This window comes from Comamonas sp. SY3, from assembly GCF_041730275.1.
Taxonomy (GTDB): domain Bacteria; phylum Pseudomonadota; class Gammaproteobacteria; order Burkholderiales; family Burkholderiaceae_C; genus Comamonas; species Comamonas sediminis.
In genome coordinates, this window is sequence record NZ_JBGTYN010000012.1 from 61,619 (window position 1) to 82,486 (window position 20,868).

General features: G+C 64.7%; 17 protein-coding genes. 9 read left to right on the forward strand and 8 right to left on the reverse strand.

The window, feature by feature from the left end; genetic code table 11:
• Positions 1–79 precede the first annotated feature (79 nt).
• The gene (locus ACCQ08_RS15890) at positions 80–1,786 is read right to left on the reverse strand and encodes a tannase/feruloyl esterase family alpha/beta hydrolase (RefSeq protein WP_373450340.1); all 1,707 of its coding nucleotides are present in this window, start codon (positions 1,784–1,786) and stop codon (positions 80–82) included.
• A gap of 187 nt (positions 1,787–1,973) precedes the next feature.
• On the reverse strand, positions 1,974–3,458 hold the full coding sequence (locus tag ACCQ08_RS15895; protein WP_239809670.1) for an AMP nucleosidase: 1,485 nt from the start codon (positions 3,456–3,458) through the stop codon (positions 1,974–1,976).
• 133 nt (positions 3,459–3,591) lie between these two features.
• On the opposite strand from ACCQ08_RS15895, the gene dbpA reads away from it, so the two are divergent.
• The 5 genes from dbpA to ACCQ08_RS15920 all read left to right on the forward strand — a co-directional run bounded on the left by dbpA (position 3,592) and on the right by ACCQ08_RS15920 (position 8,809).
• Positions 3,592–5,001: an ATP-dependent RNA helicase DbpA gene (gene dbpA, locus ACCQ08_RS15900; RefSeq protein WP_313335488.1), complete on the forward strand. Its 1,410-nt coding sequence runs from the start codon at positions 3,592–3,594 to the stop codon at positions 4,999–5,001.
• Positions 5,002–5,022: 21 nt separating this feature from the next.
• On the forward strand, positions 5,023–5,976 hold the full coding sequence (locus tag ACCQ08_RS15905) for a cation diffusion facilitator family transporter (protein ID WP_373450341.1): 954 nt from the start codon (positions 5,023–5,025) through the stop codon (positions 5,974–5,976).
• A gap of 59 nt (positions 5,977–6,035) precedes the next feature.
• Positions 6,036–6,500: a D-aminoacyl-tRNA deacylase gene (gene dtd, locus ACCQ08_RS15910; RefSeq protein ID WP_373450342.1), complete on the forward strand. Its 465-nt coding sequence runs from the start codon at positions 6,036–6,038 to the stop codon at positions 6,498–6,500.
• Positions 6,501–6,584: 84 nt separating this feature from the next.
• The gene (locus ACCQ08_RS15915; protein WP_369459590.1) at positions 6,585–7,166 is read left to right on the forward strand and encodes a sugar O-acetyltransferase; all 582 of its coding nucleotides are present in this window, start codon (positions 6,585–6,587) and stop codon (positions 7,164–7,166) included.
• Between the two features lie 641 nt (positions 7,167–7,807).
• Entirely contained in the window at positions 7,808–8,809 is a 1,002-nt protein-coding gene (locus ACCQ08_RS15920) for a hypothetical protein (RefSeq protein WP_373450343.1), read from the forward strand.
• A gap of 118 nt (positions 8,810–8,927) precedes the next feature.
• Here the strand turns inward: ACCQ08_RS15920 and ACCQ08_RS15925 are convergent, their stop codons facing one another.
• From ACCQ08_RS15925 to ACCQ08_RS15945, 5 genes are all read right to left on the reverse strand, one after another.
• The gene (locus ACCQ08_RS15925) at positions 8,928–9,056 is read right to left on the reverse strand and encodes a hypothetical protein (RefSeq protein ID WP_373450344.1); all 129 of its coding nucleotides are present in this window, start codon (positions 9,054–9,056) and stop codon (positions 8,928–8,930) included.
• A gap of 134 nt (positions 9,057–9,190) precedes the next feature.
• Positions 9,191–9,961 (reverse strand): DNA alkylation repair protein, encoded by a 771-nt coding sequence (locus ACCQ08_RS15930; RefSeq protein WP_373450345.1) that lies wholly within the window; start codon positions 9,959–9,961, stop codon positions 9,191–9,193.
• Positions 9,958–10,452: a MarR family winged helix-turn-helix transcriptional regulator gene (locus ACCQ08_RS15935; protein ID WP_373450346.1), complete on the reverse strand. Its 495-nt coding sequence runs from the start codon at positions 10,450–10,452 to the stop codon at positions 9,958–9,960. The genes ACCQ08_RS15930 and ACCQ08_RS15935 overlap by 4 nt, the downstream gene beginning before the upstream one ends.
• 1,175 nt (positions 10,453–11,627) lie before the next feature.
• The gene (locus ACCQ08_RS15940; protein ID WP_312450592.1) at positions 11,628–12,989 is read right to left on the reverse strand and encodes a heavy metal sensor histidine kinase; all 1,362 of its coding nucleotides are present in this window, start codon (positions 12,987–12,989) and stop codon (positions 11,628–11,630) included.
• Entirely contained in the window at positions 12,986–13,675 is a 690-nt protein-coding gene (locus ACCQ08_RS15945; protein WP_239809659.1) for a heavy metal response regulator transcription factor, read from the reverse strand. Before ACCQ08_RS15945 ends, ACCQ08_RS15940 begins: the two co-directional genes overlap by 4 nt.
• A 209-nt stretch (positions 13,676–13,884) precedes the next feature.
• Between ACCQ08_RS15945 and ACCQ08_RS15950 the strand changes: the two genes are divergently transcribed.
• The 4 genes from ACCQ08_RS15950 to ACCQ08_RS15965 all read left to right on the forward strand — a co-directional run bounded on the left by ACCQ08_RS15950 (position 13,885) and on the right by ACCQ08_RS15965 (position 20,325).
• The gene (locus ACCQ08_RS15950) at positions 13,885–15,213 is read left to right on the forward strand and encodes a TolC family protein (RefSeq protein ID WP_373450347.1); all 1,329 of its coding nucleotides are present in this window, start codon (positions 13,885–13,887) and stop codon (positions 15,211–15,213) included.
• Positions 15,214–15,217: 4 nt separating this feature from the next.
• Positions 15,218–16,594 (forward strand): efflux RND transporter periplasmic adaptor subunit, encoded by a 1,377-nt coding sequence (locus tag ACCQ08_RS15955; protein WP_373450348.1) that lies wholly within the window; start codon positions 15,218–15,220, stop codon positions 16,592–16,594.
• A 12-nt stretch (positions 16,595–16,606) separates the two neighbouring features.
• Positions 16,607–19,780, forward strand: a complete 3,174-nt coding sequence (locus ACCQ08_RS15960; RefSeq protein ID WP_373450349.1) for a CusA/CzcA family heavy metal efflux RND transporter — start codon at positions 16,607–16,609, stop codon at positions 19,778–19,780.
• A 200-nt stretch (positions 19,781–19,980) separates the two neighbouring features.
• Positions 19,981–20,325, forward strand: a complete 345-nt coding sequence (locus ACCQ08_RS15965) for a DUF4148 domain-containing protein (protein WP_369459600.1) — start codon at positions 19,981–19,983, stop codon at positions 20,323–20,325.
• 76 nt (positions 20,326–20,401) lie between these two features.
• Here the strand turns inward: ACCQ08_RS15965 and cadR are convergent, their stop codons facing one another.
• Entirely contained in the window at positions 20,402–20,836 is a 435-nt protein-coding gene (gene cadR / locus ACCQ08_RS15970) for a Cd(II)/Pb(II)-responsive transcriptional regulator (protein ID WP_312411437.1), read from the reverse strand.
• Positions 20,837–20,868: the final 32 nt, after the last annotated feature.

Genomic DNA, 20,868 nt, shown 5'->3' on the forward strand with positions numbered 1-20,868 from the left:
CGCCATTGAAAAAAGCTGCTGGCTGCCCTTGCGGGGCGTCCAGCAGCTTTTGTTTGGGGTGTGCTTGGTGCGGTGGTTTTTAGTTGGACTGGCAGCTGTAGCTGTCAGCCACGTTCACATCCCCACTGCCCTTGTAGCGCGGCCAGGTCGGGTACTCGCACAGCGGCCGGGTGCGGCCAGGCACACCCGCGGTGTCGCTGACCACCTGGGCACCAGGCGCGGTGCCAGCGGTCACCCATTGGTCCAGCGCCTTGAGCGAATCCCAGTTGGCATTGAAGGCGGTGCTGGCCGCATGGCCGTAACCGGGTACCTCGTAGTAACGGGCAAAGCTCTTGACGGCGCTGGCGCCCATGGTCTGCTCCAGGCGCTGCCAGTACTGCGCGGTGGCGCGGGTGCTGACGAGCACATCGGCGGTGCCATGGGCCATCAGCAGCTTGCCGCCGCGCTTGTTGAAGGCCGACAGGTCGGTGCTGTTGATGTCCTGCAGCTTGGTGAGCTGGTGGATGCGGTCGGTCCAGGCGCCGGGGTTTTGCGGATCGAGCGACAGCGCATCAAAGTTGGCATCGCGGGTCACAAAGTAGCGCACCCACTGGTCCCAGAACACTGCCCAGTACGGAGCGGTGAGCGGCGCAGGGCTGGCCGGGGCGGTGGTGTTCATCGCCAGCAGGTTGACCGTGGGCTGCAGCGGGCTGCTGCCTTCCTCACCCAGTTCCGAGCCCCAGACGTTGAAGCCGGGGTACTGCGTCTCGCCACTGCCCAGCGGGGCGCTGAAGCGGATTTCGCTGTTGTAGGTCTTGAGCGCGCTGATCATCGCATCGGACAGGCAGCCTTCCTGGCTGGCGCCACCGGCGCAGCGCAGCGGCTGGCCGCCCACGGTGGCGGTGGCCGGGTCGAACTGGCTGTTGCAGGCGGCCACATTGCTGACCACGCCGTCCTGCACGCCGTCGAGCGCATCGCACTTCTCCAGCGCCGCCTGGCGCAGCAACTTGCGCTGGCCCAGGCTGGGGTAGGCGCCCGGCAGGGCAAAGGCGCGGCTGATGCGGCCAAACTGCAGATCCAGGCTGGCCGCGTTCCAGGCGGGGTACCAGGCGACGACGCCATCCCAGTCGGACGGCCATTTCTGGGCCACGGCCAGTGCTTCGCGCCCGCCGGTGGAGCCGCCGATGAAGTAACGCTTGTCCGGCTTTCTGCCGTAAAAGCGCGTCACCAGCACCTCGGCCACGTCGCTGACTTTCTTCAGCGCAGCGCCGGAGAAGTTGGCGACCGCTTCGTCATTCGTGCCAAAGCTGCCATCGCGGCTGCCGGCTGCCCCGGCCTGGTGGCCGGAGTCGCTGCCAAACACCGCATAGCCCTGGTTGAGCAGCGGGTAGGCACCCTGGCTGGCGGGGGCGGCCGGGTAGGTGTAGAGGCTGGGCATCACGCCGTTGTAGCCGCCGCCGCCCACCATCACCACCTTACCATTCCACTCCTTGGGCAACAGGAGGCCCATCTTGATGGCCGGGGCGCCAGGGTCGACCGGGGCGATCGAGATGGTGGCACGGACCGAGGCCGGCGGCTGCGCGCCGGTGGCGGCGCTGGGCGTTTCGGTCGCGGTCACCGTGGCGCCGCTGGTGGGCAGGCCAATCTGGCTGGCCGCCACCTGCTGCTTGGCCAGCGCCAGGCTGGCCTCGTCAAAATTGAAGCTGTGCGAACCGCCGCTGCCGCAGGCGGACAGCGCAAGGACCGCGCTGGCGACGGCCGTCAGAGGGATGAGGCGCTGAAGGGGTGGGAGGATGGTTATGGTCACTGTGTCTCCTGGTTGTTATGGTGCGGGCGCAAAGGCTTCTTCACGGCCCGCCGACCATTGTGGAAGTGAGGCGCACAGTTATCCACAGGGTTTGCAGTTAGGTAGTTCCCCATAAGTAAAAAAGCCAGCACGCTGGTGCTGGCATTGGAGTAAGGGAGCGGTGCAAAGCGCCGCTGGGGAGCGCAACTTATTGGAAGGCCACCTCGGCAAAGCTGCGCAGCTTGCGGCTGTGTAGCCGGTCCACACCGCCTTCGCGCAGGATGTTGACCGCCCGCATGCCGATGCGCAGATGCTGGTCCACCCGCTCGCGGTAGAAGTGGTTGGCCATGCCCGGCAGCTTGATCTCGCCGTGCAGCGGCTTGTCGCTGACGCACAGCAAGGTGCCGTAGGGCACGCGGAAGCGGAAGCCATTGGCGGCAATGGTGGCGCTCTCCATGTCCAGCGCCACGGCCCGGCTCTGGCTGAAGCGGCGCTGGGGCGTGTTGTCGGGCAGCAGCTCCCAGTTGCGGTTGTCGGTGCTGGCCACGGTGCCTGTGCGCATGAAGCGCTTGAGGTCGTCCTCGGGCACCTGGGTCACATCGGCCACCGCCTGCTGCAGCGCGACCTGGATCTCGGCCAGCGCAGGGATGGGCACCCACAGCGGCAGCTCTTCGTCCAGCACATGGTCCTCGCGCACGTAGGCATGGGCCAGCACATAGTCGCCCAGCTGCTGGCTGTTGCGCAGGCCGGCGCAGTGGCCCAGCATCATCCAGGCGTGGGGGCGCAGCACGGCGATGTGGTCGGTGATGGTCTTGGCATTGGCCGGGCCCACACCGATGTTGACCATCGTGGTGCCCGACTGGTCGGCGCGCACCAGGTGGTAGGCGGGCATCTGCGGCAGGCGCGGAGGCGGGCTGCCCAGCGCGTCCACGGCCTCGGGCGCCAGGCCCTGGCGGCGGGTGACAACATTGCCCGGCTCGATAAAGGCGATGTATTCGCTGTCGGGGTTGGCCATTTCGGCGCGGCCCAGGCGGATGAACTCGTCGATATAGAACTGGTAGTTGGTGAACAGCACAAAGTTCTGGAACCACTCGGGCAGGGTGCCGGTGTAGTGGCGCAGGCGCTGGAGCGAGTAATCCATGCGCGGCGCGGTGAACAGCGACAGCGGCTGCGGCTCACCCGGCTTGGGCTCCCAGGTGCCGTTGGCGATGCCGTCGTCCATCGCATGCAGGTCGGGCAGGTCGAAGACGTCGCGCATCAGCATGCGGCGCTCGGCGCTCAGCTGGCCTTCGATGTGGTCGTTGTCGGCAAACGAGAAATGGATCGGAATCGGCTGGCTGCTGGTGCCCACCTCCAGCTCCACATTGTGGTTCTCGATCAGCAGCCGGAACTGCTCGGCATAGTAGTTGGCAAACAGGTCGGGGCGGGTCAGCGTGGTTTCGTAGTGGCCGGGGCCCTCGACAAAGCCATAAGCGAGCTTGCTGTCGGCCCGCGCCACGGTGCGCGTGTGCAGGCGTACAAAGGGGTAGCAGGCACGGTACGGGGCCGCCGGGGTCTCGCCCGCCACAAAGCGTTGCATGGCCTGGCGCAGGAATCCGATCTGTTCGGCATAGATGGCCTGCACCTGCGCCAGCGCGGATTGAGCCGTGCGGTGGCTGGTCGGTGCGGTAAAGGCAGGTTTGGTATAGGTCATGCACCATTGTGCCTCTGCTTTGGGGCGGCGGCATGACAAATCGCCTGCCTGCAGCGCTGTGGACGAGGGCGGATTTCAGGGCTTCCCGCCGGGTGGTTGGCGGCCGCTGGCCCGGGCGCGGGATAATCGCGGCATGAACGCAACAAACACCCCCGCCAACGCAGCGGACGCCGCCTCCTTTAGCCAACTGCCGCTGGGCCAGACCATGCAGGCCAATCTGCAGCAGCTGGGCTATACGCAGATGACGGCAATCCAGGCGGCCAGCCTGCCCTTTGCGCTGCAAGGCAAGGATGTCATCGCCCAGGCCAGCACCGGCAGCGGCAAGACGGCCGCCTTTGGCCTGGCCCTGCTCGCCCGCCTGAACCCGCGCTGGTTTGCGGTGCAATCGCTGGTGCTCTGCCCCACCCGTGAGCTGGCCGACCAAGTCGCCACCGAAATCCGCCGCCTGGCGCGCGCCGAAGAGAACATCAAGGTCGTCACCGTCTACGGCGGTGTGCCTTCGCGCAACCAGATTGCCAGCCTGGAGAACGGCGCTCACATCATCGTCGGCACCCCGGGCCGGGTGATGGATCTGATGGAGCGCAACGTGATCGACCTGGCCGCCCTCAACACGCTGGTGCTCGACGAGGCCGATCGCATGCTCGACATGGGCTTTTATGGCGATATCGTCACCGTTGCCAGCCAGTGCCCGGCCGAGCGCCAGACCCTGCTGTTCTCGGCCACCTACCCCGAGGGCATTGCCCAGCTGGCCGAGCGTTTCATGCGCGATCCGCAGACCGTCAAGGTCGCCTCGCAGCACAGCGCACACAAGATCGAGCAGCGCTGGTACGAGGTCAAGGAATCCGAGCGCCTGCATGCCGTATCGCAGCTGCTGGCGCATTTCCGGCCCGAGTCGTCCATCGCCTTTTGCAACACCAAGCAGCAGTGCCGTGACCTGGTCGAGGTGCTGCAGGCCCAGGGCGTGAGCGCATTGGCGTTGTTTGGCGAGCTGGAGCAGCGCGAGCGTGACGAAGTGCTGGTGCAGTTTGCCAACCGCAGCTGCAGCGTGCTGGTGGCCACCGATGTGGCCGCGCGCGGGCTGGACATTGCCAACCTGGCTGCCGTCATCAATGTGGACACCACGCCCGATCCGGAAGTCCATATCCACCGCATTGGCCGCACCGGCCGGGGCGATGCCGAAGGTCTGGCGCTGAGCCTGGCCAGCATGGACGAGATGGGCTCGGTCGGCAAGATCGAAGTGCTGCAGGGGCGCGAGTCGCAATGGCATCCACTGAGCGAGCTGACCCCCGCCTCCAGCCAGCCCATGGTCCCGGCGATGCGCACGATCCAGATCATTGGCGGGCGCAAGGAAAAGATCCGTGCCGGTGACGTGCTGGGCGCCATGACACGCGACTTTGGCTATGCCAAGGAGCAGATTGGCAAGATCAATGTGAACGACTTCTCGACCTATGTGGCCGTCAGCCGCGACATCGCCCACAAGGCGGTGGACCGCCTCAACAGCGGCCGGGTCAAGGGCAAGTCCGTCAAGGCCCGCCTGCTGTAAACCAGGCCACACCCCGCCGCCATGAAACCTGCCTTATCCGCCGCAGCCCATAGCCGCTGGACCACGCCCGAGAACCTGCTGCGCATCTCGGTGGTGGTGGCCATTGCCACGATTGCCCTCAAGACCAGTGCCTGGGCCGTCAGCGGCTCGGTGGGCTTGTTGTCCGATGCGCTGGAATCGCTGGTCAACCTGGTGGGCGCCCTGTTTGCGCTGGGCATGGTGACCATCGCCAAGCGCCCGGCTGACGAGGGCCACCCCTATGGCCACACCAAGGCGGAGTACTTCTCGGCCGGCTTTGAGGGCCTGCTGATCTTTGGCGCGGCGATGGCCATCGTCTGGGCCTCGGTGGACCGCCTGCTCCACCCCCAGCCGCTGGAGCAGCTTGGCTGGGGCATTGCGCTGTCGATGCTCAGCACGGCGCTCAATGGTGGGCTGGCCTGGGTCATGCTGCGCGCAGCGCGCGAGCACCAGTCCATGGCGCTGGAAGGCGATGGCCGCCACCTGATGACCGATGTCTGGACCTCGGCCGGTGTGGTCGGCGGCTTGCTGCTGGCGATGCTGACCGGCTGGCATTGGCTGGATGCGGTGCTGGGCATTGCGGTGGCCTTGCATATCTTCAAAGAGGGCGGTCAGCTGGTCTGGCGCTCGTCGCAGGGTTTGATGGACGAATCCATCGACGCCGAGACCCTTGCCAAGATCGAGCGCTGCGTGCGCGCCTTCGAGGCGCAAACCGGCGGCGCCGTGCACTGCGACAAGCTCAGCACCCGCCGCGCCGGCGCGCTGCACTTTATCGACATGCACCTGCACATGCCCGGCGACTGGAGCCTGGCCCACGCCACCCAGCTGCGCATGCAGCTTGAAGCCGCGCTGCTGCAGGAGCTGCCGCAGGCACGCATCAGCATGGAAGTGCTGCCGCTGGGCGTGCAAACCCAGACCGAGGCTGTGCAGCGCCATGGCGATGCGCCCAGCCCCTGAACCCTGAACCCCGGCTGCAGCGTTTGCGCCTGCCGCCTTTCCGGAAGCAAGAATCTCCCATGATCAGCGTATTGCAACGGGTGCGCGAAGCGCGTGTCGAAGTGGATGGCCAGGTGATCGGCCAGATCGGCCATGGCCTGCTGGCCCTGGTCTGTGCCGAGCGCGGCGACAGCCAGGCAGACGCCGACAAGTGGTTGGCCAAGATGCTCAAGCTGCGCATCTTCCAGGACGAGGCCGGCAAGATGAACAAGAGCGTCGTCGATGTGGCCGGTGGCCTGCTGATCGTGAGCCAGTTCACGTTGGCGGCAGACACCAGGGGCGGCAACCGCCCCAGCTTTACCCAGGCCGCGCCCCCGGCCGATGGCGAGCGCCTGTACGACTATGTGGTGGCGCAGGCCCGTACGCTGCACCCCGAGGTGGCGACCGGCCGTTTTGGCGCGGACATGAAGGTCTACTTGATGAACGACGGCCCGGTGACGATCCCGCTGCGCATCACGCCGGCCGCTGTGGCGGCGGGCGGTTGAAGCCCATCCTCAGCCAGGTCATCTGGCGCCAGCCAAGAGGCAGCTAGACTCAGTCCCTTTGCCACCAAGAGGACGAAAGACACGATGACCGAGATGGAAAAAGCCGCTGCCGGCCTGCTGTACGACGCCAACTATGACCCCAGCGTGCTGCAGCTGCGCGATGCAGCCAAGGAAAAGCTGTTTGCCTTCCAGCAGATTGGCGCCCACCGGCGTGCCGAGCGCGAAGCGGTCTTGCGCGGCCTGCTGGGCAAGCTGGGCCGCAACCCCGTGTTCGATGGCCCGTTTCTCTGTGACTACGGCTTCAACATCGAGATCGGCGACCACTTCTACACCAATGTGAACCTGGTCATCCTCGATGCCGCCAAGGTCCGCATCGGCAACAACGTCTTCATCGCGCCCAATGTCGGGCTCTACACCTCCGGCCACCCGCTCGATGCCGGACGGCGCAACCAGGGCCTGGAGTTTGCCCTGCCCATCACCATCGGCGACAACGTCTGGATTGGCGCCGGCGTGCAGGTGCTGCCCGGCGTCAGCATCGGTGCGGGCAGCGTGATTGCGGCCGGCGCCATTGTCACCAAGGATGTGCCCGAAGGGGTGGTCAGCGCGGGCAATCCGGCGCGGGTGCTGCGTGCGATTACGGACAAGGACAGCCAAGCTTACAGCTGAGGTTTTGCCGTGGCTTGATGCCTGCTGCAGGGCTGCTTTTCTGAAAGGGGAGCAGCCTTTTTGTTGGGCGCTGGCTGTGTCAGCAATAACTGAATGGGCGGCAGCCTGAGCGCCGCAGTGGGCGCCAAAGCTGCCAGCAACAGCGGCTTCACGATTATCTGTGGTGGTTGCACGGGGGCTTGGTCCCGATGCAGGCTGCCAAGTATGCCGCAGACCTTGTCAGTCACCAACGCCGTCTATAAGAGGTTCTTCGGTCACGTCAGCGTTTGGGGGCGGTTGTTGGTTTTTACATTTTTCGTAATTTTTAAAAGGCGGTAGTTGCTGCATGGTTGCTGTCATTTTGTAAGGTGATGACTAAAGCGAGCTTTGTAAAACACGGGGTGCTGTGTTTTTGAAGTGGGTAATGACTCAGCTGGCTTTTATTTATTCAATCGTTTAATGATCTAAGCTGTTTGGAGTATTTTTCATTTGAAATGAATGTCTGCATAGTAGTTGGCAGCCTTGGGAAATGCTGGTGATGGAAATGGAAAGGGTAATCGCATATCGGCAATCCGGTCTTTTGACTTCGGCCCCAGGTATTTGCCAGGTCTGCATACGGGCTACCGTGCAAGGTAGTAAATTCATTTTCAAAGGAGTTATCGATGAAAAGTGGCATATTTCTAAGCAGGCTGCTGTTGTCTGCCTTCTTGCTCGGTGGTTCTGTATCACAGGCGGTGGCGCAAAAGATTCTGTTGCTTACCACCAATGCGGCCAGTACATCCGACGAGTTAGCAGAGGTGGACGCTGCTTATGACAACCTGCAAAACGAGTTTGCATCGGTACTGGCGAATCCCGAAGAAATCACGAGGCTGTCAGTGCTAGGCCATCCCGACGCTATTTCAGCGGAGACCTTCAACACGCCAACGGGCCCCTACGATATGGTGATTGTTGCAAACGCCAATAGAATCATCGATCCATCCAACTGGCAGGTGCTGGAGCAAGCCTTGGCCAATCGTTGGGCGGAAGCCATGGTTTTCTTTGTCGATGGATGTTGTGATGAAGCCAGCCTCGAAGGCAATATAGATGTAATGATAGGCGCCTTGAATACCGGAACAATGTCGGAATTTTCGAGAGGAATCTCCGAAGTTGGAAGTGAGATTTCCTTAAATCCTGACTCGCCCTATGCCCTTGCGTTTGAGAGCGTAGGGATTCAGCAAGGTGGCCGCTTTACCTTAATCGACTCGGTTCCTCAGCTAAATGTACTGTACAGCGGCACAATGAGTATCCCTCAAGTCGCTCAATTAGGGTCGAGCAACATGGTCTATGGCCTCACGATTCCTAAAGCGCAGTCCAATGGTGGCCTAGGTGCCTGTGTGTTTGTGATGATGGATACCTTCTTCTTTTTCGAGAATGTTTGGGCTCAATACCAAGGCAAGATCGCCCCCGCATTCCTCGACGCAGCCACTTCGGCAACCGGTGCTTGCGGTGTGCCCGAAGTCAGCGCCAGTTTTGACAAGTCTGACCTCCACTTGGGGACGGGCGACAACGGCGCGACCTTGACCATCAGCTTGCTCAACGTCACACCCCATGACTTCAACAACCTGACCCTGGCCAACAATCTGCCTACACCATCGCTGGGGGCGCCATCAGCAACACCTGTATAAAAGGCAGCCTTGGCGCTGGCGAGGGTGGCAACGTCATCGATTACACCGGCTTTACCGTGCCTCCCGGTGGCTGCGCTATCACCGTACCAGTAACCTGGCCCAATACTGATGCGGGTGTTCAGGCATGCCGCAGCAGCCCTTCGGTCACCAACACCATCACACCAGGCAGCGATTTTCTCTCGCCGACCGGACAGACCAATACGCCCGCTACCGCATCGCTGGTCTGCCACGCTCCGGATGAGCTCATCGTCAAGCAGCCAGAGCGAGTACCTGCGCTGGACAGCAGCAAGCTGGCGTTGATGGGGGCGGCATTGACGCTGCTGGGGATGTGGGCACTGCGCCGCAGGCAGCGCAGTTGATGGGGCTGGGGTTGGTCTTCCTTCAGGCCAAGCTGCGCAGCGCGCGTTGGCAGATGCGTTCGGTGCTGGGCAATGGCGCATCGCCCAGCCACTGGTTGCAGAGCCGGCGCACCCAGTCGGGCTGGTCCTTGGCCGCATCGTTGAGCCAGTTGGCGACGGAATCCTGCACATAGACAGAGGGGTCGGCACGCAGCGCCTGCAGCAGTGGCAGGGCCTGCGCAGGTGCTTTTTTGAGCGCGCTGATGTGCGCGCACCAGACGCCGCGTGGGCGCAGCGCCTCGCAGGCAAAGCGGCGCAGTTTGTCGGACGGCAATGCCGTCCACGGCATCAGCTGCGCGATGGCTTGGTCCAGATCGCTGGCCAGATGCGGGCGCAAGGCCATCCAGGCCCATTCGCGCACGCCAAAATGCCCGTCGTCCGCCAGGCTTTGGATGGCAGCCAGGCGTGCCGGCAGGGCCAGTCCCGCTTGGGCACCGACCATAAAGCAGGCCCAGCCGCGCACGGTGTCTGCCGGGTGCACGCGGCAATGCGCGATGCCCTCGGGGCCCAGCGCATCCAGCAGCAGCTCGCCCATGCGGCCCATGCGCTTGAGAATGCCCAGCGCACAAGCGGTATCCGCCTGCTGCAAGGTCTGGGCAGAGAGATCTGGAAAGACTGTGCGCAGCAGCTGCGCCTGGTTGAGCGCCGTGCATTCAGCCAGGGTGGCCGTGGCGATCTCGCCGTTGGACAGCGCTTGCAGCACATCGGAGGGGATATCAGCGGCGCGGCTGGCGCCTTTGCGTGGGCTGCTCATGGCGCTGGCGGGCCCAGGTTGCGGGCCACCTTGTCCAGCAGCTGGGCCAGCTGCTGGCGCTCGCTGGCCGACAGACCAGCGTACAACCCTGCGATCCAGCGGCTGTGCTGCGCAAACACCTGTTGCGCCACCTGCTGGCCTTTGCCGGTAAGCCGTATGCGCAGCGCGCGGCGGTCGCCGGCCTCGGCATGGCGGGCCGCCAGGCCTTCGCGCTCCAGGCCATCGAGCAGGCCGGTGACGGTGGCCCGGGTTACGCCCGCACGCTCGGCCAGGGTGTTGGGGGCCAGTCCATCGGGCGCTGCGTCGAGCAGGAACAGCAGCACAAAGCGCCCTTCCGACAAGCCGTGGGGCGCCAGCAGGCGGGCGCAGTCGCGGTCAATGTCTGCTGCCAGCGTGAGCGTCTGGAAGCAGAGGCGGATCCCTGCCACATCGGGCATGCCGCGCCGCTGGGCTTCGTCCAGCAGGGCGTTGTACTTTTGGGCGAGTTGCATGGTGGTGGCTAATAGTAAGGTGGCTAATTATATGCGCAAGTCTGGATCGTCCATCCGCTGCGCGTGCCTGTACGGGCATGTCTGCCGCCGTCTGCACGCGGCATTGCTGCGGCTGCGCGGATGCCGATGCCAGGCCCGTCCACGATAAAGAAATTTTCGATTGTGGGATTTTGCTATTTCTGTTTCTTTGTCACCGGAATGGGCTATGGCGCTGACAGGCCCGGTGAGAAAGTTTGCAGAAACAGGGGGCGAAAATAATGGGATCCCTGGGGATTATTTTGCCCGGCGGGATTTAGCGTGGCGTTGGTTGCTGCTTATTTATTGGTGTGGTTAATAATAAAATTTGGATTAAATATTTTTCTTTGCGGCTTGGCAGGCGCATAGTGGGCTCTCGCAAGCAAAGCCGAAAATTATCGGCGATTTGGTACCGAGGCAGACGTGTCGGTCCGCGCATAGTGACAAATTTGTCCTTGTTTTTCTGTCTCGAAACATATACCGGCCATGCGCATGCCGGTGAATGGTTCCAAACGCGGTTATCCAATATCTGTCCCGAAAGTCCTGAGCTGGCATGCGCACGTCAGCATAAGGTCAGGGAATAGGCAGACCTTCTCAAGGAGAAAGCCATGAAAAGCCCACTGTTTTTTGCCAAACTGCCGGCCGCGGCCATTTTTCTGTTCACAGGCATGCAGCCGGCAGCTGCGCAGCGGGTGCCGGATGGGTCCGCAGCGCATTCTTTGCCCTGTGCACTGCGGTGTTTGGAGCAAGGGCGCGGGAGATCAGCAGTTTCATCCTCTGTGGTGTTGGCCGTGGTTGATTGCAAAATACGCCCGGCGCTGCGTTTAAGCAGGTCTCCCATCCCTTCTGGTATGCGCTGGATGCAGGGGCGCGTTGCATATGGACCTGTATCCGGGCTCCCGGATGTGGTGGTGCTTCCCACCGGCCTCGTTTCATCCACCTCGTGGAGCCACCGCGCCACCGGTTTTACAGGTACCAGCGACCAGGGCTTGCGTGGCGTATTGCCCGGCTCAAGTGCTAGAGCGGCGCCAGCTGACGGGGACCCGCCCAGCAGGCGGCCACCCTACACCGTCAAACTGGTGCTGATGGGCGCAGCGCTTGCCTTGCTGGTTTTGGGGGTGGGACATACAACAGCGCGGCGCTGGTAGCGCCCGCCGCCGTCAATGCAGCGCTGCCACCGGCAGGATCAGCCCAAATGTCGTTTCCCCGCCCTGCGACTGCGCAAAGACCGAGCCGCCATGCATCGTCGCGATGGCTTTGACAATGGCCAGGCCCAGGCCGTGGTTGCGCTCCGGGTTGTGGCGCGAGGCATCGGCGCGGTAGAAGCGATCGAACAGGTGGCGCAGATGTTCGGGTGCGATGTCGGGCCCGGTGTTGGAGACGGTGATGACCGCATGGGCATGCTCATGCTGCCAGCGCGTGCGTATGTCGATGCGGATGGCCGAGCCCGCCAGCGCATAGCGGGTGGCATTGCTCAGCAGGTTGGACAGCGCGCGGCGCACCAGCGGCGCATCGACCTGGGCCTGGGCATCGCCGCTCACCGCCAGCTGCAGGTCGGCATCCAGCGCAACCGCCTCGTAGAACTCGACCACATCCTGGGCCACGGCGGCCAGGCTGACAACACCGGTCTCGCGCGCGCCCACGCCCTGGTCGGCGCGCGACAGAAACAGCATGTCGCCCACCATCGCGGCCATGCGGCCCAGGTCCTCCAGGTGCGATGCCAGGACCTCCCGCAACTCCTCGACCGAGCGCGGTTTGCGCAAGACCACCTCGGTGCTGGAGATCAATGTGGCCAGCGGGGTGTTGAGCTCATGGGCCACATCGGCGTTGAAGGCTTCGAGCTGGCGGTAGGCGTCGGCCAGGCGGTCCAGCAAGGCATTGAACTGCGTGACGATGGGCTGCAACTCCTGGGGCAGACCGCTGCCGTCCAGTCGGCGCTCGAAATCGCGCGCCGACAGCAGGCTGATCTGCGAGACCAGCGACTCGATGGGCTGCAAGCTGCGCTGCACCAGCAGGCCGCCAAACAGCGCCAGCAGCAAGGAGCCCGCGACCATCGCGGCAAACAAGGTCCCGCCCAGGCCATGCAGCAAGGCTTGGTCAGGGCGCAGGTCCATCACCAAGGTGGCGGTGGCCGCGCGCGCCGGGTGGTACTGGGGTGCGGTGATGGTGACCGCAAAATTGCGGCGCAGCGTGTGGTGGCTGCTCCAGTCCGCCGGGATGCTGTCAAACAGCACATGGCCTTGGTTGTCCACGACGCGTATCGCGTAGTCGCCGTGACCGGCGAGAAAATCGGTGAGCAGGTGGTCTAACGCCTTGTCACGGTGGGCCGTGCTGTCATCGCGCAGCACATGCATCAGCGATTGCTGTTTTTGGTCGAGCATCTCCTTTTGGCGGGCCGTCAACGTGTTGTCGAACACCAGAAACACGACCAGGCTGACGGCGCCCAGGCCCAGCATGGACAGCAAGGCCATCCAGCGCGAGAGCCGGCGCCCCAGGTGCGGTATGGCGGGCGCTGGGCTCATGGCGGAGCCCGGCTCTCCAGCACATAGCCCATGCCGCGCACCGTGTGGATCAGCGGCGAGGCAAACGGCTGGTCGACCTTCATGCGCAGGCGTCGCACCGCGACTTCGACCACATTGGTCTCGCTGTCAAAGTTCATGTCCCAGACCTGCGAGGCCAGCTCGGTGCGCGAGAGCACCTCGCCCTGGCGGCGCAGCAGCATGGCCAGCAGGTTGAATTCCTTGGCCGTCAGATCGAGCCGCACGCCGGCGCGCACGGCCTTGCGGCGGATCAGGTCCAGCTCCAGATCGGCCTGGCGCAGCACGGTGGGCTCAGGCGACGCGGGGTGGGCCTGCGCGCGGCGCAGCAGCACCTGGATGCGGGCCACCAGCTCGGAAAACGCGAAGGGCTTGATCAGGTAGTCATCGGCCCCGCTTTGCAAGCCGCGTACCCGGTCCTGCACATCGCTGCGGGCCGTCAGCATCAGCACCGGGGTGGATTTGGACTGGCGCAGCGCTGCCAGCACCGCAAAGCCATCGATGCCGGGGAGCATGCCATCGAGCACGATCAGGTCGTAGTTCAGCTCCATCGCCAGATGCAGGCCATCGATGCCGTTGGTGGCGACATCGACGGTGTAGCTCTCCTCGGCCAGACCTTTGCGAAGGTACTCGCCGAGCTTGGCTTCGTCTTCAATCAGCAGCAGTCTCATGGCTGCCATTGTCCCTGATGGCGCACGCGGGCGCGGATTACAAATTTGTCATCTTCCTGTCTGCCTGGTGTTCGTCGCCGCTTTCTACAGTCGCTGGCATCGCATACGGATACCGCCTGCACCGGGGGCCTGCGGTGTCTGCCGCTCCCTTGCGCCGGGCGCCGCCAACGCCTGGCTGTGCGCGGCCCGCAACCATAGGAGAAGCCGCTATGACCACCCCGCAGCCAGCCCCCACCCGGGCCGGCACCCGTCCCCCACGCCCGGCATGGCCCGCCTGGTTGCTGAGCGCAGCGCTGGCCAGCAGCTGGCTGCCGCCCGCTCATGCCCAGGCCGATGCACAAAGCCAGGCAGGCGTGGCGGCGCAGACCACCCCAGCGATCACGCTGGCTGCCGCCTGGGACAAGGCGCTGGCCGCCAACCCGGGCTTGCAGGCGGCCCGCCATGGCGCCGCGGCCGCCGACGGTCTGGTGATGCAAAGCCAGGCGCGACCCAACCCGGAGCTGGCGGTCAACATCGAAGACACCCGGCCCGAGACCCGAACCAATACCGTGCAGATCAACCAGCGGATCGAGCTGGGTGGCAAGCGCGAGGCACGCATGCAGCTGGCAGACAGCGAGAAGGCGGCGGCAGAGGCGGGTGTAACGGCCGCACTGGCGGCCTTGCGCTACCAGCTGCTCATCAACTTCAACGAGCTGCTGCTGGCCCAGCAGCGGGTGGATTTTGCGAGCCAGACCCATGCGCTGGCAACGCAGGCGCTGGACGCCGCCAACAAACGGGTGCAGGCGGGCAAGGTGCCACCGCTGGAAGCCAGCCGTGCCCAGGTGGCGCAGGCCAATGCCGCAATGGAGCTGGAGCAGGCCCGCGCCTTGACGCGCGTGGCGCAGCACAACCTGGCCGCGCTCTGGGGCGGGCGCGGCGCCGAGCTGGGCCTGGCCAGCGGCGATTTTTTGACCACCACGGCGGCGCCGACCGCCGAGCAGCTGGACCAACGGCTGGACGAGGCACCCGCGATGGTGCTGGCCCAGCGCGCGCTGGCGCAAAGCCAGGCCGCATCGGCGGTGGAGCGCAGCAAGCGCGTGCAGGACCCGACGGTGAGCCTGGGCGTCAAGCGCGCCCGCGATGTCGGGCGCAACCAGGTGTTTGTCGGCGTCAGCATCCCGTTGCCACTGTTTGACCGCAATGCCGGCAACCAGCTGCAGGCCCTGCGCAAGGTGGACCAGGCCGAGCAGCAGCTGCAGGACCAGCGCCTGCAACTGCAGGCCCAGGTGTTTGCCGCCCGCCAGCAGTGGATCAGCAGCAACCAGCAGGTGGCGCTGCTGCAAAGCCAGGTGATTCCCACCGCGCAGTCGGCCTATGAGCTGGCCGTGCGCGGTTTTTCGCTGGGCAAGTTCAGCTTTCTGGACGTGCTGGACGCCCAGCGCAGCCTGTTTGACAGCCGGCGCCAGCTGCTGGACCAGCTGATGGCATCGCACCGCGCCCGTGCGGAGATTGAACGCATCTTTGGCACGCCAGCGCTGGCGGCCGCTCCAGGAGTCTGAACCCATGTCCGAGAAAACCAGATTCGATAGCTCGCTGACCTCGTCCAAACAGTGGATTGCAGCGGCGCTGATTGCGGCCGTTGGTGTGGCCGGTGGCGCCTATTTGTTGCGGGGCTCCGGCAGCGCAGCCGCTGCACCGGCATCAGGCCATGCCGATGCGCCATCCCACCAGGATGGCGAGCACCATGGTGAAGCAGCTGCCAAAACCGGTGCAAAAGCCGGCGGGCAAGCCGATGCGCACCAGGAGGCAGGCCAGCATGGCGATGGTGAACACCATGACGACAAGGCCGAGGCTGGCCGCAAGCATGCGCATGGCGCTGCGGAAGGCGGCCATGCAGAAGGCGAGGAAGCGGGCGAGGGCCTGGTCAAGCTGAGTGCCACGCAGGCCAAGGCGGCCGGTGTGGTGGTGGACCAGGCAGGGCCGGCGTCAATCAGGAAGCAGGTGCTGCTGCCCGGTGAGATCCGCTTTGACGAAGACCGCACGGCCCATGTGGTGCCCAGGGTGGCGGGGGTGGTGGCCTCGGTCCATGCCCAGCTGGGCGAGCAGGTGGCCAAGGGGCAGCTGCTGGCGGTGATCCAGAGCCCGGCGGTGTCTGACCAGCGCAGCGAGCTGCAAACGGCGCAGCGGCGGCTGGCCTTTGCCAAGCGCAACCACGAGCGCGAAAAGCAGCTGTGGCAGGAGCGCATCTCTGCCGAGCAGGATTACCAGGCGGCCCAGCAAGCGCTGCAGGAGGCCGAGATTGCGGTGGCCAATGCCGCGCAAAAGCTGTCCGCGATTGGCGCGGGCACGGGCGGATCGAGCCGCTATGAGCTGCGCGCGCCGCTGGCCGGCATGGTCGTCGAGAAGCACCTGACCGTGGGCGAATCGGTGACCGACAGCACAGCCTCTTTCACCGTCTCGGACCTGCGCTCGGTCTGGGCAGAGATCAGCGTGGCCGCGCCGCAGCTGCCCGATGTGCGCATGGGCGCGCCGGTGGTCGTGCGTGCCACGGCCTTTGACTCCCAGGCCGAAGGCCGGATTGCCTATGTGGGTGCGTTGATTGGCGCGCAAACCCGCACGGCGCCGGCGCGCGTGGCGCTGGCCAACCCGCAGGGGGTGTGGCGGCCGGGCCTGTTTGTTGATGTGCAGGTGCTGGCGGGCGAGTCGCCGGTCGCCGTGGCGGTGGACGCCAAGGCCATCCAGCGGCCGGACGGCAAGGAAAGCGTGGTGTTTGTGCCGGCCGAGGGCGGCTACCAGGCCCAGGTGGTGCAGCTGGGCGCGACGGACGTCAAGACCACCGAGGTGACATCGGGCCTGAAGGCGGGGCAGCGCTATGTCAAGGAGGGCTCCTTCCTGCTGCGGGCCGAGCTGGGCAAGGCATCCGCCGAGCACGCGCATTGATCGGGAGTCCGCATGTTTGAGCGCATCATCCGTTTTTCCATCGAGCAGCGCTGGCTGGTCATCCTGGCGGTTTTCGCCATGGCTGCACTGGGCGTTTTCAGCTACCAGCGCCTGTCCATCGATGCGGTGCCTGACATCACCAATGTGCAGGTACAGATCAACACCCAGGCGCCGGGCTATTCGCCGCTGGAGACCGAGCAACGCATCACCTACCCCATCGAGACCGTGATGGCCGGCCTGCCGCACCTGGAGCAGACGCGTTCGCTGTCGCGCTATGGGCTATCGCAGGTCACGGTGATCTTCAAGGATGGCACCGACATCTACTTTGCGCGCCAGCTGGTCAATGAGCGCATTCAGGAGGCGCGTGAGAAATTGCCGCCCGGGATTGCACCGAGCATCGGCCCCATCTCCACCGGCCTGGGCGAAATCTACCTGTGGACGGTGGAGGCCGAGGAGGGCGCCAGGAAGGCCGATGGCAGCCTCTACACGCCGATGGACCTGCGCGAGATCCAGGACTGGGTCATCAAGCCCCAGCTGCGCAATGTGCCCGGTGTGACCGAGATCAACTCCATCGGCGGCTTTGCCAAGGAGTACCTGGTGGCACCCCGGCCGGACAAGCTCGCGTCCTATGGCATCTCGATGGACAAGCTGGTGGCGGCGCTGCAGAGCAACAACACCAATGTAGGCGCCGGCTATATCGAGCGCGAAGGCGAGCAGTACCTGATCCGCGCGCCCGGTCAGGTCCAGGGCATTGCCGATATCCAGGAGGTGATCGTGGGCAGTACCCAGGGCCAGCCGGTGCGCGTGCGCGATCTGGCCGAGGTAAGCCTGGGCCGCGAGCTGCGCACGGGCGCGGCCACCGACAACGGCCGCGAGGTGGTGCTGGGCACCGTGTTCATGCTGATCGGGGAGAACAGCCGCGTGGTCTCCAAGGCGGTGGATGCGCGCATGGAGTCGATCCGCAAGACCCTGCCCGAGGGGGTGAAGATCGTGACCGTCTACGACCGCACCACCTTGGTGGAAAAAGCCATTGCCACGGTGAAGAAAAACCTGGTCGAAGGCGCGGCGCTGGTGGTGGTGGTGCTGTTTCTGTTCCTGGGCAATATCCGCGCTGCGCTGATCACGGCGCTCATCATTCCGCTGTCGATGCTGTTCACCTTCACCGGCATGGTGAAGTTCGGCATCAGCGCCAACCTGATGAGCCTGGGCGCGCTGGACTTCGGCATCATCATCGACGGGGCGGTGGTGATTGTGGAGAACTGCGTGCGGCGCCTGGCGCATGCGCAGGAGCGCAAGGGCAGCCCGCTGTCGCGCAGCGAGCGCTTCCATGAGGTGTTTGCGGCCGCCAAGGAAGCGCGCCGGCCGCTGCTGTTCGGGCAGCTGATCATCATGGTGGTCTACCTGCCGATCTTTGCGCTGACGGGGGTGGAGGGCAAGATGTTCCACCCGATGGCGCTGACCGTGGTGCTGGCGCTGGCGGGCGCGATGCTGCTGTCCATCACCTTCATCCCGGCAGCGATTGCGCTGTTCATCGGGGCGAAGGTAGGCGAGAAGGAAAACCGCCTGATGACCTGGGCGCGCAAGGCCTACCAGCCCTTGCTGGCGCGGGTGATGCGCATGCCGGTGGTGGTGCTGACGGCAGCCGTCGTCTCGGTGGCCCTGAGCCTGCTGCTGGCATCGCGCCTGGGCAGCGAGTTTGCACCGAATCTGAACGAGGGCGACTTTGCGATCCAGGCGCTGCGGGTGCCGGGCACGAGCCTGACGCAATCGCTGGAGATGCAGATGCAGATCGAGCGCGCGCTCAAGGACCAGGTGCCCGAGATCGAGCGTGTGTTTGCCCGCACCGGCACGGCCGAGATCGCCTCGGACCCGATGCCGCCCAATATCTCGGATGGCTACATCATGCTCAAGCCGCGTGCGCAGTGGCCTGACCCGCAGCGCAGCCGCGAGGACCTGCTCGCCCAGGTGCAGGAGGTGGTCGAGGCGATACCGGGCAGCAACTACGAGTTCTCTCAACCAATTCAGCTGCGCTTCAACGAGCTGATATCGGGCGTGCGCAGCGATGTGGCAGTGAAGGTGTTTGGCGATGACATGCAGGTGCTGGAGCGTACTGCCCAATCGATTGCCGCGATGCTGCAGAAGGTGCCCGGCGCCTCCGAGGTGAAGGTGGAGCAGACCACGGGCCTGCCAATGCTGACGGTGCAGGTGGACCGCGAGAAGGCATCGCGCTATGGCCTGAACATGGGCGATGTGCAGCAGACCATTGCCACGGCGGTGGGCGGCCAGGAGGCCGGCACGGTGTTTGAAGGTGACCGGCGCTTTGACATACAGGTGCGCCTGCCCGAAGCGCTGCGCAGCGACCTGGCCGCACTGGAGCGCCTGCCCATTGCGCTGCCGCAGCAGGAGGGCAGCCGTCTGGGCTTTGTGCCCTTGTCGGCGGTGGCCAGCTTTGCGCTGTCGCCCGGTCCCAACCAGGTCAGCCGGGAGGATGGCAAGCGCCGCATTGTCGTGAGCGCCAATGTGCGCGGCCGCGATATCGGTTCCTTCGTCGAGCAGGCGCAGCAGGACCTGGGTGCGATGGCCTTGCCCAGTGGCTACTGGACGCGCTGGGGCGGCACCTTCGAGAACCTGCAGTCCGCCCAGCAGCGGCTGCAGATTGTCGTGCCCGTCGCGCTGCTGCTGGTGTTCACGTTGCTGTTTGCGATGTTCAACAACGTGCGCGATGGCCTGATCGTCTTTACCGGCATTCCGTTTGCGCTGACCGGCGGCATTCTGGCGCTGTGGCTGCGCGGTATTCCGCTGTCGATCTCGGCAGCGATCGGCTTTATTGCGTTGTCCGGCGTGGCCGTGTTGAACGGCCTGGTGATGATCTCGTCGATCCGCGCGCTGCGCGAGGGTGGGCTGGCCGTTCCCGATGCCGTGCACACCGGGGCGCTGTCGCGCCTGCGGCCGGTGCTGATGACGGCCCTGGTCGCGTCACTGGGCTTTGTGCCGATGGCCATTGCAACCGGCACGGGTGCCGAGGTGCAGCGGCCGCTGGCCACTGTAGTGATTGGCGGCATTTTGTCATCCACGGTGTTGACCTTGCTGGTGCTGCCGCTGCTGTACCGCCTGGTACATCGGCGCGATCCGTCGGAGGACGAATTGGATAGCAAAGAGGGCGCTGACAGGCCCGCTGCGGCCTGAGCCACTTCATCTCACTGACAACCAAGCCATGGCCTAGCCACCAGCCATGGCTTTGTTTTATCTGCGGTTGGTGCAGCCCGCGCATTGCAGCAATGTCATCTTGCTGTGGGGCTTTGGTCAGCGTGTTTTTTCAACAATGGAGCCATCTCGCATGCAGCCGCAGCGAGCGTATTCCCACCCTCATGAAAGGCAATGCAACCATGCAAAAAGCACCTACCTCCACCCTGTTGTCCCTGGCTTTCGCAGCCCTGTCGCTGGGCATGCTGAACAGCGCATCGGCCAGCGCGACCTTGCACTCGGCACCCACGGAAAAGGGCTACGAGCTCTACCCCGAGCATGCCCAGCCGGGCAAGAGCCGCGCGCAGGTGCAGGCGGAGACGGTAGAGGCGCTGCAAAAGCGCGGACCCAACGCCTTGCGCAGCAGCAACTACCCGCCTGCACCTGCTGCTTCCGGTCCCGGCAAGACGCGCCAGCAGGTGATGGACGAGTACAGCAGCGAGACGCCGGCCGAGAGAAAGGCCCGCCTGCAAATGTTCCGTGGCTGAACACCGCGTGGCTCTGGAAGGTGGCGCAGTGCGCCACCTTTTTTTGCGCCCAAGGGCCTAAACAGCGAACCCGTGCCTAGCGCACATGCAGATGCTGTTTGACCGCCGGCGCCGCTGGCGTCTCGGCCAGGCCGGCGAGGATGCCGCAGTGCTCCACGTCCTGGGTGCCCCGGCAGCGGTCACGCAGGGCGATCAGCTGCGCCTCCAGCCCGCGCAGCTCCTGGATGCGCAGCGCGACATGGCCGATATGCGCTTCGATCAGCTTGTCGACGGTTTCGGCGCAGTCCTGGGCGGGTTCATCTTTGTAGCGCAGCAGCTCGCGCACTTCGTCCAGCGACATCTGCAGCCCCCGGCAATTGCGGATGAACTGCAGGCGCTCCAGGTGTTGCGCCTCATAGACGCGGTAGTTGCTGGCGGTGCGCGTGGGCTGCGGCAGCAGGCCTTCGCGCTCGTAGTAGCGGATGGTTTCCACGGGTGTTGCAGAGGCCGTGGCCAGTTCACCGATTTTCATGTCATTGCCCTCATGTCCATACGGAGTCTAGC